This is a genomic window from Bacillus sp. T-10(2022) (assembly GCF_056502895.1).
The window spans coordinates 3,458,315-3,473,199 of the sequence record NZ_CP113518.1; the positions used below are offsets into that span (position 1 = coordinate 3,458,315).

Here is a 14,885-nt window from a genome sequence, read left to right on the forward strand (position 1 = left end):
TGTGCCTTCCACTCTTTTTTTACCTAAAGAATCATGGCCGACTCTTCTGTTTTTTACTGGCCAAGCTGCATGGATACATACTTCACTTCTAAATATTCATCCATGCCATAGTGTCCCCCTTCCCTGCCTAAACCGCTTTCCTTCATGCCTCCAAATGGTGCTTGGGCAGTGGATGGGGCACTGTCATTAATACCGACAATCCCATATTCAAGAGCATCCGAATAGGCAACTGCCTTATTTAGTGACTCGGTATACACATAAGCTGCCAAGCCAAAATTCGTGTTATTGGCTCGATCTATCGCTTCTTGATCGGTTTTGAATGTACTGACTGGCGCAATTGGCCCAAACGTTTCTTCCTGCATGCACAGCATATCATCCGTTACATTGGAAAGTATGGCTGGTGCGATAAAATGGCCTTGTTTTCCATCGACTTTTGAGGTGTTATGGATGATGGCCCCTTTACTTGCAGCATCCTCCAATTGAAGCTGAACCTTTTTAACTGCGGCTCCATCTATCAATGGACCAAGATCATTTTCTTCCATTCCATTTCCAACCTTCAAAGTTAAAACGGCTTCTTCAAATGCTTGTAAAAATGGCTGTTCGATTGTCTCATGGACGAATATTCGATTCGCACAAATACATGTTTGTCCAGCATTCCTGAATTTCGATTGAATTAAACCATTTACAGCTTCTTCGATATTCGCATCCTCAGCAATGATGAACGGAGCCAATCCACCGAGTTCAAGCGAGACTTTTTTTACTGTTTCTGCGGCTTTTTTCATTAGATGTTTCCCTACAGGAGTGGAGCCGGTAAATGTGATCTTTTTAACACGTGAATCATTCATCCACACGTCGGATACATCTCCCGGTTTCTGTGTAGTTACAATATTTATCACACCTGCCGGAATGCCTGCTTCATGGGCACTTTCAACCAATAGCAAAGCGGTCAAAGGCGTTTGTTCCGCGGGTTTGATGACCACGGTACATCCTGCGGCAAGGGCTGGCGCCACTTTCCTCGTGATCATGGCAGCAGGAAAATTCCACGGGGTAATGGCAGCAACGACACCGACTGCCTGCTTTTGCACTAAAATACGCTTTGATGCAACGGAGGCTGGTATGATTTCCCCGTAGTTGCGCTTTGCTTCTTCAGCGTACCATTTCACGAAACTTGAAGCATATTTCATTTCACCTTTTGCCTCTGCCAATGGCTTTCCTTGTTCCAGTGTCATGATCGTTGCGATTTCATCCAGCCTGTCCTCAATGATCGTGTACCACTTCTCAAGTAATTCCGCCCTCTGGTATGCACTTGTTTTCGACCAAGTCAGAAAAGCAGCTTGAGCTGCATCCACTGCAGCCTTTGCCTCTTTTTCGTTAGCGTCCGGAACATAGCCCACAGGCTCCAATGTTGCTGGATTTTCCACTACAAAATGACTTTCTGTATGAATAGGTGCGCCGTTTATATAAATTGGCCATTTTTCCACTACTTTTTTCATCCTGCTTTAATCTCCTCTTCTTCTTCATGATCTGTAAATGTCTTATCATTCTCTCCTTTGAAAAAGTCCTTGCCATATAAAAGGGCACATAATAAAATTCCTGCTGCAAACGCCATTCCAGCACCTTTTATAACAAGGATGGCAGCCACGACCCCTGCAATTCCCAGGTCGCGTTGGCTCTTCGCCTGCATCACGCCTACGCGTACGCTGACATATCCTTGAACCAAAAGCGTCAAGGCCAAGGCGACACCGAGAATTGGTTCCACCAGGCTGACTACCGGCAATAAGAATAATCCTGTATTCGTACCCCAACGGAACGAGCCGGCACCGCCGAAGAAAGAATCCATGGCTTTCTTGCCATTCTTGAACCGTTCCACAACTACGACCTGCATGGCTGCCCACAACGGACCGCACATTGTTATATCGGGTCCGATAAAACTCATGATCACATTTCGGCCACCAAAAATTAAATGAGCTCTGTTTGGATTATAGTCCACTTTTTCATCTTCCCTGACCTCATCGGATTCAGAAAGCAGCGCTTTCGTTTTGAGCACATCCCCGAATACGACTAAATAAGTAGCAAAAACAGCTGGGATCGCACTTAAAAAGAAGGTCAAGGCAGGAAAACCTAAACCGAAAACAGTATAGTCTGACCAAAGCGTAGCAAAATCCGGACTGCTGAATCCCCATTGGATATCAGGCCATTTTGCTTCTCCAAAAATTGGGGCTACAAAGACCGCAAGCAAGATTGCTGGCAATATCCCTAAATTGCCTATGAATATCCAAACTTTATTTCGCATTTTCAATTTTCCGAAACTTTTCGAAAAAAGCAGATAAAAGGCAAAGCCGATACAAATGCTTATTGTATAAGGAAATAAATCAAACTTTCCACCCACTTCAAAAATGGAAACGACAGCACCAATACCCGCCCCTAAAATAATGCCTGATTTGATTGCGTTCGGCACTAATCGCACGACCTTACTGGCAAGTCCGGTCATTCCAAGCAATATCGATAAAATACCTAATGTTAGTTGAAATGCAACGAGTGCATAGACCCGATCAGGTCCTTCGGGAAATTGCCCTACGAACAATACAAGCAATGGAACCGCAGGTGTAATCCAACCTGGTATAACCGGGTCCCCGAGTAAATGATGTGCCAAGTATAATAATCCATTCAAGATAACGACGGCTAGAGCCACATCAAAAGGCATACCGAGATGGTCTGCAAGCAGTGTAATCGCTCCAAGATCAACTGCACACATCAATAAGCCTTGAACATAGTCAGGCCACTCAAAACGATAATGGACAAATGGCAGTCTAATTTTAAAAGGTCCCGCAGGTATATACGATGTCTCTTCTCCATAGCGACGGTTTTTCCATTTCATATTGTTTCCTCCACTTAAAAGCCATAGGCTGAACGGTAAATTTTTTCGATATCCCGGACGCTTAATGCACGGGGATTATTGCGAAGTAAACGGACTTGTTTGATGGCCTCGGCAGCCATTTCACTTATAGCCGATTCAGGAATGTCAAACTCACTTAGTGACTGTGGTATATCAACATAACGGCATATTCTGGTCATCGCTTCTATAGCCTTTTCCGCTGCCGCATCATCATTTAAATGATTGACTTTCTCTCCAAGTGCTTCAGCAATCTCGCGGAACCTTTCCAAACATGCAATTTTATTCCACTTCATTACAAATGGCAGTAATAATGAATTGCTGACTCCATGTGATAAATGGAAGCGGCCTCCAAGAGGATAAGCTAAGGCATGAACAGCTCCAACACCAGCATTGCCAAAGGCTAACCCTGCCATTAGGCTTCCAGTGATCATCGCTTCCCGTGCTTCCAGATTATCTGGCGCAGCATAAGCCTTTGGTAAATTTTTTGCGATTAACTTCATGGCCCCAATTGCCAAAGCATCCGTAACTGGCGAAGCAAATTTGGAAATATAAGCCTCGACCGCATGAACAAGTGCATCCACTCCACTCGCAGCAGTCACACTTGGCGGGCAAGTCAGCGTCATGACGGGCGATACTATCGCTACATCCGGTAAAAGATACGGACTTACAATTCCCTTCTTAACCTGTTCTTTTTTGTCCGATAAAATCGAAATATTCGTCACTTCTGACCCGGTCCCTGCCGTCGTCGGTATGGCTATTAAAGGTAGACCAGGAACTTCAATCAAGTTCGTACCGAAATAGGTCTCGATGCTGCCCGAATTCGTAGCCATGACGGAAGAGGCTTTCGCAATATCCATCGCACTTCCTCCGCCTACCGCAATCAGTCCATCATGTTTTCCATCATTGATTGACCGTACACATTGCTCAATGATTTCAATTTCCGGCTCTGGATTCACATCCGAAAAAATACCGTATGCTGATGAAAGTAAATCCTCAACCATTTGCACAACCCCAGCACCCACTAAAACTTTATCTGTAACTATCAACGGATTCTTCATCCCTAATCGCGTAACCTCATCAGTCAGCTGCTGTAAAGAATCTGCTCCTGTCACCAATTTGTTAGCCATAGAAAAAATAGAAATATTCATGGTTATCTCCCCTTTCATGTATTTAATAATGCAGGAATCATGCCAAAGTGTGAAAACGCTTAATTCATAAGGGGGATAACCTTTTTTTCATGGGTAACAGTATAAATAATGAGTAGAAATCAAATCAAAAAAACTAATTCGATTCGTTTTCTAATCGCATGTGAAATTTTTTCATTTTTTGCACCAGAGCGCTTTGACTGATATCCAAAGAGATGGCAGCGGCCCTTGTAGTCCCATATTTTTTCATCGCATTCAGGATCAGGGAACGCTCCAGCTCGGAAACGGCTTCCTTCAAAGAATGTGTTGTCGTTTTTTTGGATAAGACCGGCTGGATGAAAGATGGTAAATTAGGCAAATCGATCGTATCATCATAAGTCGTGACGACCAGTCGCTCCGCAAGACTCGCAAGCTCACGTATATTGCCAGGCCACGAATAGTTCGTCAGCCATTCAAAGCATTCCGGTGTCATCTTTTTCTTTTCATTATATTTTTCATTGAATTTTTTCAAATACATTTCTAAAAGCGGGATCGTTTCTTCCTTTCGCTGGCGTAAAGGCGGGACTTCAAAGGAAACGATATTAAGCCGGTAATAAAGATCTTCGCGGAAAGATCCTTCTTGCACGAGGGAAGCCAGATCGCGATGGGTGGCTGTAATTAACCTGACATCCACTTCTTTCATTTCGGTAGAACCTACTCTCATAAACTTGTTTTCTTCTACCACCTTCAAAAGTTTTACCTGTAACTCTAAAGGTAAATCCCCAATTTCGTCCAAAAATAACGTGCCACCATTCACTTTCTCAAAAATCCCCATTTTCCCATTCTTAAGGGATCCGGTAAATGCCCCTGGTTCATATCCAAAAAGTTCAGATTCCACCAAGTTCGCCGGGATGGCTCCGCAATTTAATTCCAGGAAAATTTTTTCCTTCCTGGAGCTTTTGGCATGTATGTACTTGGCAATTAAACTCTTCCCTACTCCCGTTTCCCCCTGTAACAAGATCTTCGCATCCGTTTTAGCTACTTTATCAGCCAGTTTGAATAAAGGAGTTGTAGAGGGACCAATGATTATTTCCTGTAAATTCACCTGTTCCGAGCCAGGCAATAATTGAGAAATAGGTTGGAAAGATAACTTTTGGCTGTCAATCGTATACTTCATCCGGATTAATTCAGTAATATCCCTAACACTATTAATGACAAATATGACTTCATTCTGTGGCGATAGAATAGGTGTGGCCGATACGATAATCTTTCTTCCATTTCGAATTCTCTGTGTCAGGGTAACTTGATTCTTCGTTCGAATGGAATCCAATGAAGCTGAAACGGATATCATACCTTGCTCAATTAAATAACTCATCGGTTTTCCGATGATTTCCTCTTCTCTTATTCCAGTAATACGCTGATAAGCTTGATTGATAAATAATGTCGTTCCATCACCATCCGTGATATACACGCCATCATACAGGGCATTAAATACTACCCTGCATAAATCACTCTCAAAGAATGCTTGAAATTGTTCATATGGTATTGAGTAATTCCGTAAATTTTGCAGCGGTGCATTCACAGTAATGAAATGAGAAATTGGCTTCGTCAAATCACTCTGCTGCACTGCCGCAGATAACGCCTCTATAGTCAAAAATCCGATGAAATCCTCTGAATCATCCAAAACTTCCACTTCAGTGCTTCCTATCGGGAAACATGATATCGCTTCCTCCACTGTCATATCCGAATAAAACTTAGTCATCAATCTTCACTCCTAACGTGTTCCCTGACTGGTCTTAACATTGATAGAACACTTCTTCCTTGATTGAAGTACTCTTTGATAGTCAAGTCTACTTCCTCTCCTTTTCATATTAAAGAAAGGCAATGAACATCATTCTTATTAACTTATTTTGTGAGCATTATGTAATGTTTTTTCCTTTTTAATGATACTATGTACGACAATCAACGACACCAAGAATAAATGCTGCACCGGTAAAAACGATTCAATCTCAATATCCTATTTCAGATTAAAACGATAAATAGCATTGGTATGTTACTTTTATCATATCAATGGTGTTTTTTATGCTCAAATCCATTTTCACTCATCACAGGAAAACTTGTCCTTTTGTTGCATAATAAAAATGCCTGCGAAATGGCTCATTCCTTAAGATTGTTTAATTCTCAGTTACTTTAAGCTTAAGAACAATTTGTTAAGTGCTTTAAAAAGTTTCTCGTCAGTTTGAAAAAACCTAATCCGTATTTGGATTAGGTTTCAGACTGTAGACAAATTGAACGTTGATTTCCTCTCCAGGCACTCGCTTTCCGCGGGCGGTCCGGGAGCCTCCTCGGCGCCTTTGCGCCTGCGGGGTCTCCCTTGGACGCGCTTTTCCCGCAGGAGTCTCGTACCTTCCGTTCCAATCAACTGGAATGTTTTTTAGAAAAAATCTAAGTGAACTGACTTTTCTTCGAATTAGTTTATTGTCTGGCGGGGCCGAATGCTCTCACTCTGACCCATGGTTTTAAAAGAAAATTTGGTATACTACATGATTTTTTACTTTTTTATAAGTAATGAAACCTTACTGGATTTCTGAAATCATCTGGAACTTTTTTGAGGGTTTGTAAAATCTGATCTGATTTCCGCTCCAGGCACTCGCTTTCCGCGGGCGGTCCGGGAGCCTCTTCGGCGCTCTTTGCGCCTGCATTGTCTCGCTTGGACACGCTTTTCCCGCAGGAGACTCGTACATTTCCTCTCCAAACAACTTTGATAGAACTCTTTTAGTAGGATTAAAGCTTAAGGTGATGAGTATGCTTTTTAAACATGATTCTATTCCGAGATCAACTTAAAATGATTACTTTAGCCAGCGAACCTGCCATTGATTAACCTTGGACAAAATTTCAAAGGAAATTTCATAAGGGTGCGAAATTTTTCACTTCCGCACCCCTTTGGTTTAATTATGGTAAGTAGTTTGTCTCCTCTCTAATCATATGATTATTTTGGAAACCAGCCGACCGGTTTTACATCGAGATTAATGTTGATTTGTTTAATTTCCTGGTATTCATCCAAGCCGTATTTTCCTAAACTGCGTCCAATCCCGCTTTGCTTGTAACCGCCCCATGGCGCTTCGACATATGTTGGATGATAATCATTTACCCATGTGATGCCTGCCCGTACCTTCTTGATCACTCGCAATCCTTTTGCCCCATCGTTAGTGAAGACGCCGCCTGCAAGGCCGTAGTCTGTATCATTTGCAAGTTTAATAGCTTCTTCTTCATCTTTAAACTTTTGAATGACAACGACTGGACCGAAAATTTCCTCCTGTACGATGCGCATGTCAGGTGTTACATCGGTGAAGACAGTCGGTGCAATGAAGTATCCTTTGTCAAGTCCGTCATCAACAAGACGGTAACCGCCTGCTGCAAGTGTCGCACCTTCCTGTTTGCCGATTTCAATATAGTTCAAAATGCTATTCATTTGCGCTTCGCTGACAATAGCCCCCATGTTGCTGTCTTCCGCAAGGCCAGGTCCTACTTTGATTTTATTTGCGCGTTCCACATAGCGTTTTACATATTCATCATAAATACTTTCCTCAACCAGTATGCGGCTGCCTGATGAACATACTTGGCCGGCACCGAAAAAGATGCCGAATAATCCGTAATCGACGGCCGTCTCCAAATCTGCATCTGCAAAAACGATGTTAGGTGATTTACCGCCAAGCTCAAGGGAAATTTTCTTTAAGTTGCCCGCGGCCGCCTTCATGATTGTTCGACCAACATCCGTACTTCCTGTAAATGAAACAATGTCAACATCGTTGCTTTCCGCAATGGTTTGACCGACAACAGTGCCGCGGCCCATCACCATATTAGCCACACCTTTAGGGATGCCTACTTCCTCCAGGATTTCAAATAATTTCATTGCTGTAACAGGTGTCACTTCAGCCGGTTTATATACTATTGTGTTACCTGCCGCAAGGGCCGGTGCGATTTTCCAGACACTCATTAGAAGAGGGAAATTCCAAGGTACAATCAAACCGGCTACACCTACTGGCTCACGAACAACCATCGCTTGTACGGGAGCTGGAACTTGATAAGTTTCCCCGTCTGGATGAAGGACCAAACCAGCGTAGTAACGGAAACACGCGGCGGCATCGGCAATATCGAAACCTGCCTCTGCTTTAAGTTTCCCATTGTCCATTGTTTCAAGAATCGTTAACTCTTCAGCACGTTCATCAATTTTATCAGCGATTTTATATAGGTAGGAAGCACGCTCCTGTGCTGTCAGGCCTGACCAGATTCCACTTTCAAAAGCTGCCTTAGCAACTGAGATTGCCCTTTCTGTATCTTCCTTGGTGGCACGCGGAGCCCTTGCAATGACTTCCTGTGTTGCAGGATTGATTACCGGGATTACTTCATTTGAAGATGAGGTCTGCCACTTACCGTCGATGTAATTTTTAAGTTCCAAAACTGCCGTTTCTAAAATTGTCATGTTTCATTCCTCCGGTTTTCATTATTTTTAAAATTTCACCTTACGAAATCGTTAAAGTTTTATAACAAGTCTGTCGTCCTTCGCACGTGAGCAGCATGTCAGGATTGACTTGCGTGTTTGACGGTTTTCTTCGCTAAGGAAGAAATCACGGTGATCCACTTGGCCTTCTGCAACATCTACCTCACAACTTCCGCACCCGCCCACTTTACAAGAATAAGGTGCATCAATGCCTTCCCTTAATAGCGCATCAAGCAGTGTTTCACCTTCATGAACGTGGATGGACCGATCGCTGTCTGATAGGTCGACAATGAAAGGTTCTTGCGGCCCGTCATGTTTTGTCGCAAATAATTCAAAGTGGATCGAATGTTCCGGATAACCATAGGAACTGGCAGCTTTTCGATACTCTTGCACCATCTCGATTGGTCCGCAAAAATATACATGCGTGCCAATGCGATGATCCATCATCGTCTCAGGCATCATTCTGCGTTTGTCTTCTGCCTGCGAAAAATAAAAGGTGCATTGATCAGGATATTTGGCTTTCAACAGATCATAAAAAGCACATAATTCCGGTGTTCGTGCTGCATAATGAAGTTCGAAGGTTTGGCCTTCGGCAGCCATGTCTTCCATCATTGCCAGAAATGGGGTGATGCCGATTCCAGCTGCATAAAATGCATGATGCTTAGCTCGAAAGCTGAGAGGGAAGTTGTTTTTAGGGAAGCTGACTTCCAATCTGGAATCTACCGTTACATGATCATGCCAGAAAGCAGAACCTCCGCGTGACGCATCATCACGCCGAATGGAAATTGCATATTTTTTACGGTCCCTTGGGTTGCTGATAAGGGAGTATTCTCTCTCGATTATCGTATCCCCGGCCGGCATGAAAGTGGTCAAATGCGAACCGCCAGTAAAAGCAGGCAATGGTTTTCCATCAACTGGAATCAATTCGAACTGTTTTACGAATGGAGTTTCTTGAATGATCTTGTTTACTTTCATTTGAATATTTCCTACTACCCGCATGATGATCAGCTCCCTACTTCTACTTTTCCGATTGGGATGAATGGGTAACCAATATAACCTTCCCGTACGATTGAATAAAAAGGTCCTATTTCAAGACTGGCCCTGCAATGGTCACATTCTGCAATCTCGGCTTCTTCTGCGATTTCCGACACTTCGAAACATTTCATGCAATATACGTACCGCCGTTTAGGGCCGATAATCACCGTCTGGATCTCAGCTTCAGATAGACCGGCTTCCACCCCGAGCGAGAAGATCATTACGGCATTGTTCCAAGCAGCCGCAATATAAAATTGGGTGCCCATCTTTTGTGACAAGATGACTCTCTTAATCTCCTCTTTATCTTCCATTCCATTAATGGAAAGACATTCAACAGGCACTGTTCCTGCGATTTCAGAAGTGAAACTTTTCGCCTTTTCATATCCGGCTAGATCAGAAATGACGACGAACTTTCTTCGTTCATTCCAAGGAGTAAATTTATTTACGATCGTAATGGATTTATCAAACAATACTGGACTATTGTACAAGGCCCTATCCTCCTACTTACTGTTTATCTTCGCTTTTTTGTTTTTCATCAATACTCCTCAAATATTCGACCGATTGCGGAAGAAATGGGGCAATTCCTTTGTATTCAGCCATAGGTTCCGGAATATCCTGCAGTACGCTATATGTCAGATCAAACCACTCCTGGCGCAATGCCAAATCCTCCAGCGGCAGGAACTGAGTATTCAATACGAATAGAATGGCGTTGCTTCGTGGCATGCGATAAAATTTTTGTTCTTCAACACGCAAACGAACAAGTTTACCTGCATTTTCCGGTGTTATTTCAGAACGCTGCGGTCCCCATACATCCATCGTTTCATAGTTGACATCCCAACGGTCCGCCATCAGGTTCCAGTTAATGCGTGTCCATGGCTTTCCTGGCTCGATGGATAATAAAAACTTACGAACGCGCTCTGCCAGTTCATCACCTTTCCGTGATACAAATGGAACAGGAGCATGGATCTCATCAAAGGACATGCCTTTATTCCAGTTAGCCGAGAAGAGTGCGGCGTATGAAACTTGCCCCACTTCCAAATAGAAATTACTATCGCGATGAACCATTAAAACAAAATCATTATGGAAATGGCGGCCTATATAATCAAGCGGCTCATTTGGAAGCGTGCTGGCATCGCCATACACGAATGAATCGGATTCCCCGAAAATGTGGTTCTTGAAAGTCCAGTTGTCACCCTCTTTAATGACCTCGAAATGCTCCGGATAGCGATCAGCTGCCATGTCGATGAGCATTTCCAACACTTCCCATTGCATTTCCATTGTGTGTGAAAAAGATTGAAACCTTATATGCGGCTGTTCTTGAAGGAGACGACGCTTCGTTTCCACTTGGAGTTTGTATTCTGGTGTAACTTCAATACAGTTAACGTTTGAGAGTTTTTTCAAGTCGTTTGAATAACGATAGTTACCTGAAGTGAATGGAAATGGGAATGTATCTAAATCTGTTGTTTTGAAATCTAAACTTTGTGTAAACATTGAACAATCTCCTCTCGTTCCCTAGATTCTTTAAAGTGAGTTTTCTTCTATTTAGCTTCCTTTAATTCAACGGATGGACGCTCCTTGTCAACTTCAAAACGGAAAATGTATTTAGATGAAACATAGTAGGTGACTAAAGCGACAAAGTATGTTGGAATTCCGGCAGCTGTATAAAGGAAAAAGTCACTTGCTTCAAAAGTCAATGGATTATAGAGTGCCCAGTAAACGATCGTTCCGATAACCACCGTGAGAACGGCCGACGGGTTAATGCCTTTCCAATAGGTATAAGAGCCTTGCGTGTCATACAAATCCCTTATTGAAATGCGTTGGCGCTTTACAAAAAAGTAATCTGCAACGACAATCCCGCCAAGAACAGCCATTATAAAAGAAATGACAGCAATGAATGAACCAAAGGCATCGTAGAACGTTGAGCTTAGAAGTAAGAATATAGTCGGTACGGTTGTTCCCATCGCAATCATCCATGACTTTTTCGGGAATACAGTTTTAAAGCTGACAGCTTGTGAGTACATAAGGAATATGGCTGCACCGACATTCCCTACCGAAAGTAAAATCAAGCCAATGAAGCCGCCCCAACTTCCTGCGATGGAAAACATCCAGTCAGAAGGATTAAGAGATCCAGTTACTAATGCAGCAAGGGCCCCAACTAACGCGGCGATACAGACGATGATTCCATAGCTGTAGAAGCCTGCTTTAAATGCTCCTCCTTCTGTTTTAGATAAACGGCTGTATTGGCCAAGGTACGGAAGCCATGAAAAGCCGAGACCGATGTTTAACTCCAGGGCTGTCGCGAATGAACGAGAACTCGTTTCAAATGGCTCAGAAGGAAGTATATGAGCAACTTCCTTGAACCCCTGTCCAAACAAGATTAATGCGAGCAGGCCAAACATGAGAACCATAAAAACCGGAACGGCTACTGTGGTATATTTTTGAATCGCTACCGGTCCCCTCACCGTTACAAGAAATGCACAGATGAAGAGCAAAATCGAGAAAAACGGCGCTCCAGTTGCTTGGCTTGAGAAAATCGCGGGCATGCCCATCCAATTAGCTGCCTCTGCTAACGCCTGGCCGGACATAAATAGCGCAATGGAAATATAGCCGAGAGTTAAAATAAGAAAAACAAAGAAAAAGATATTCGATCCTAAATACCCAAGTGAACTTCGAAACCCTACAAAGGTGTCTATGCCATAACGCGCAAAATAAAGGGTAATGGGAACTATCAACAGCATCGGGAAGGCGTTACCGAATAAAATCGCTGCAAGTGACTGCTTCGCGTCAAGCATTGTACCTGTGTATCCACCAGTTAACAGCCCAAAAGATGAGAGGCCAATAACAACTTGAACTAAAATTAAATCCCGAAGGTTAAAAATCCGGTCATTTTTACTTGCCGGTAAAAACCCAAAGGCCACATCCTTTGAAATGGAGGAATTCTCTTTGCTCACACGCTTCTCTCCCAACTATAGAATAATGATTGTATTGCTTGGTATAAGGTTGATATAGTTCTGGGTGATCGAAACAACTAAATTAGACAAGTGAATAGATTAGGTAGGCGATGATTAAAATCATGAAAAGAATAGAACCTGTCGCATCACTCCATTTCATTTTGTCGATTTTCACGGCTTCTTCCTGCTCATACGCATTAATCCGCTCATTCAAATCTGAATATAGATTTTTAATAAAGGGGTCTTCTGAATTGATATTCTGTTGAAACTGATTCTCTTTATTCAAAATCGCTTCTCCCTCCTTTGCAATCATGCTTTCTAGTCCCTTCTCTTTACTTATTGCAATAACCATGCCAATCAGAAAACACTATGCTAAAAGGGTTTTCAATAGGAAGAATATTCATTTTTGAAACTATTGAACAATTGTGAAATTTCTGTAATATGAAAACTAGGAAGTTAAATGAAAGGCAGGTAGACATAAATGGATCACTTCACCTCTGCACTCTTGTCTATTTACGATCAGCTTATTGTGACAGATAAAAATGGCACCATCCTGAATTCGACCGGAACAGGGAATTCCTTATTCCATACAGTCAAATCCGCCAATGTCGGTGGTTCCATCAAGGATGTTGAACAAGATTTATTTTCTACAAGCTTGGCAGAAGAGATAATGGGCAAAAATGAGAAAAGATCTTTCATGCAGTCCTCATGGAAGGGTCATGAGCTGCTGGTGACGGCATACCCGATTGAATCCGGGGCATGGGTCTGGGCTTACAAAGAAATTAAAGACTCTTATCCAGATACATCAAGGGGGCAATCGGGGCCTTTATTGGAATCGAAGAAGCCATCTTTTCCATTTGTGATCCGCAGTAAACCGATGCTTGATGTTCTGCATAAAATGCAAATGGTTTGTGATGTCAGTGCAACCGTCCTGTTATTGGGGGAATCCGGGGTAGGAAAGGAAATAGCCGCCAGGGCCATACATAATATGGGTAATAGAAGCGAAGGTCCATTTATACCTGTCAATTGCGGCGCCATCCCGGAAAACCTGATTGAAAGCGAACTGTTTGGCTATGTAGAAGGGGCTTTTACCAGCGCACGGAAAGATGGCGCCAAGGGAAAATTCACACTAGCCCATAAAGGTATCTTATTCTTGGATGAAGTGGGCGAGTTACCGCTTAACGTTCAGGTAAAACTGCTTCGCGTCCTTCAAGAGCGCATTGTCACACCAATTGGCAGCACGGCCTCACACCCTGTTGATATTCAAGTGATTGCCGCAACAAATAAATCGCTCGAGAAAATGGTGAAAAAAGGTGAATTCCGAGAAGACTTATATTATCGTCTTCATGTCGTGCCTATCCATCTTCCGCCGCTTAGGAATCGTGTAGATGAGATCCCCTACCTGGTTCAGTTTTTTTTACAAAAGTACAATACACTGTACAATCGAAAGGTAGCTTTCACACCGGATGCAATCGACTTGCTTTGTATCTATCAATGGCCCGGTAACGTGCGCGAACTTGAAAACACAGTTGAAAGGCTTGTGATTACTAGCGGAATACCGGAAGTGGGTGTTGCATTGGTTAGAGAGGTGCTTCCTTTTAAAGGGCCCAACAAACCCCCTTCACTACCTGTCATCGATTTCCTAATGCCTTTGCAGGAAGCAGTCGACCTTGTGGAGGAACAGCTGATCAACATGGCGATGGAACAATACAAATCATTAAAACTAGCGGCAAAGGTATTGGAAGTCAGCCAGCCGACGATGAGCAGGAAATATAAAAAATTACGAAATAAATTTGAAGAGGCAAGCTTTTCACCAGTGGATAAACGGGCCATTTTAGAAGAACAAATAAACCAACGGCTACGATCCATTGCCGTTGTAACCGCAGCTATCATTCCAGCTGAGGAGGTTATCAGTCTACAAAAAAATATGAACCGGCAAACTTCCTATTCCCAGAAATTAAAACAAAAACTTACCATGATTCAAGAAAAGGAAGGCGTAATTGAATGGGTCTTTATATTTATCATGACGGATGATGGACGCCTGATTCACCTCGTTGCAGACAAGGGCTTTGTAATTGAACCGGGGGAAGAATATATGGGCCCCCCGGAAATGGTTAATGTCGCTTACCAGGCGTTTAATGGTAAAGCGGGTGTTACTCCCATATACGAAGACAGGTACGGTGAGTGGAAAACAAGTTTTGCGCCAATCATTGATGATGACGGCAATATCGTTGCTATTGTCGGATGTGATTACAGCAAAGCCTATTTCAATTCGGAAATGCAACGTCTCCGTAAGCAACTCAATATACATGTTTGATTTTTAGGATACAGACATACAGTATCAAATCGGTTGGCGACTAAAGTAAAAAAAAAGAAAA

General features: G+C 42.9%; 11 protein-coding genes. 1 reads left to right on the plus strand and 10 read right to left on the minus strand.

Annotated elements, in window-relative coordinates; genetic code table 11:
* Positions 1-53: 53 nt before the first annotated feature.
* From OSJ91_RS16875 to OSJ91_RS16920, 10 genes are all read right to left on the minus strand, one after another.
* Complete coding sequence (locus tag OSJ91_RS16875; protein WP_485890103.1) at positions 54-1,493, minus strand: NAD-dependent succinate-semialdehyde dehydrogenase; 1,440 nt, start codon at positions 1,491-1,493, stop codon at positions 54-56.
* A complete protein-coding gene (locus tag OSJ91_RS16880) occupies positions 1,490-2,878 on the minus strand; it encodes a hypothetical protein (RefSeq protein WP_485890104.1) in 1,389 nt (462 codons plus the stop codon). Before OSJ91_RS16880 ends, OSJ91_RS16875 begins: the two co-directional genes overlap by 4 nt.
* 14 nt (positions 2,879-2,892) lie before the next feature.
* Positions 2,893-4,044: an iron-containing alcohol dehydrogenase gene (locus tag OSJ91_RS16885; RefSeq protein ID WP_485890105.1), complete on the minus strand. Its 1,152-nt coding sequence runs from the start codon at positions 4,042-4,044 to the stop codon at positions 2,893-2,895.
* A gap of 133 nt (positions 4,045-4,177) precedes the next feature.
* Positions 4,178-5,782, minus strand: a complete 1,605-nt coding sequence (locus tag OSJ91_RS16890; protein ID WP_485890106.1) for a sigma-54 interaction domain-containing protein — start codon at positions 5,780-5,782, stop codon at positions 4,178-4,180.
* A gap of 1,227 nt (positions 5,783-7,009) precedes the next feature.
* Positions 7,010-8,503, minus strand: a complete 1,494-nt coding sequence (locus OSJ91_RS16895; protein WP_485890107.1) for an aldehyde dehydrogenase family protein — start codon at positions 8,501-8,503, stop codon at positions 7,010-7,012.
* A gap of 51 nt (positions 8,504-8,554) precedes the next feature.
* Positions 8,555-9,520 (minus strand): PDR/VanB family oxidoreductase, encoded by a 966-nt coding sequence (locus OSJ91_RS16900; RefSeq protein WP_485890108.1) that lies wholly within the window; start codon positions 9,518-9,520, stop codon positions 8,555-8,557.
* A 5-nt stretch (positions 9,521-9,525) separates the two neighbouring features.
* Positions 9,526-10,044 (minus strand): hypothetical protein, encoded by a 519-nt coding sequence (locus OSJ91_RS16905; RefSeq protein ID WP_485890109.1) that lies wholly within the window; start codon positions 10,042-10,044, stop codon positions 9,526-9,528.
* A gap of 16 nt (positions 10,045-10,060) precedes the next feature.
* The gene (locus OSJ91_RS16910) at positions 10,061-11,047 is read right to left on the minus strand and encodes a heme-dependent oxidative N-demethylase family protein (RefSeq protein ID WP_485890110.1); all 987 of its coding nucleotides are present in this window, start codon (positions 11,045-11,047) and stop codon (positions 10,061-10,063) included.
* Positions 11,048-11,094: 47 nt separating this feature from the next.
* Positions 11,095-12,507, minus strand: a complete 1,413-nt coding sequence (locus OSJ91_RS16915; protein ID WP_485890111.1) for a purine-cytosine permease family protein — start codon at positions 12,505-12,507, stop codon at positions 11,095-11,097.
* An 82-nt stretch (positions 12,508-12,589) separates the two neighbouring features.
* Positions 12,590-12,820 (minus strand): hypothetical protein, encoded by a 231-nt coding sequence (locus OSJ91_RS16920; RefSeq protein WP_413018568.1) that lies wholly within the window; start codon positions 12,818-12,820, stop codon positions 12,590-12,592.
* A gap of 168 nt (positions 12,821-12,988) precedes the next feature.
* Here OSJ91_RS16920 and OSJ91_RS16925 point away from each other — a divergent pair, with 168 nt between their 5' ends.
* On the plus strand, positions 12,989-14,824 hold the full coding sequence (locus OSJ91_RS16925) for a sigma 54-interacting transcriptional regulator (protein ID WP_485890112.1): 1,836 nt from the start codon (positions 12,989-12,991) through the stop codon (positions 14,822-14,824).
* Positions 14,825-14,885 lie beyond the last annotated feature (61 nt).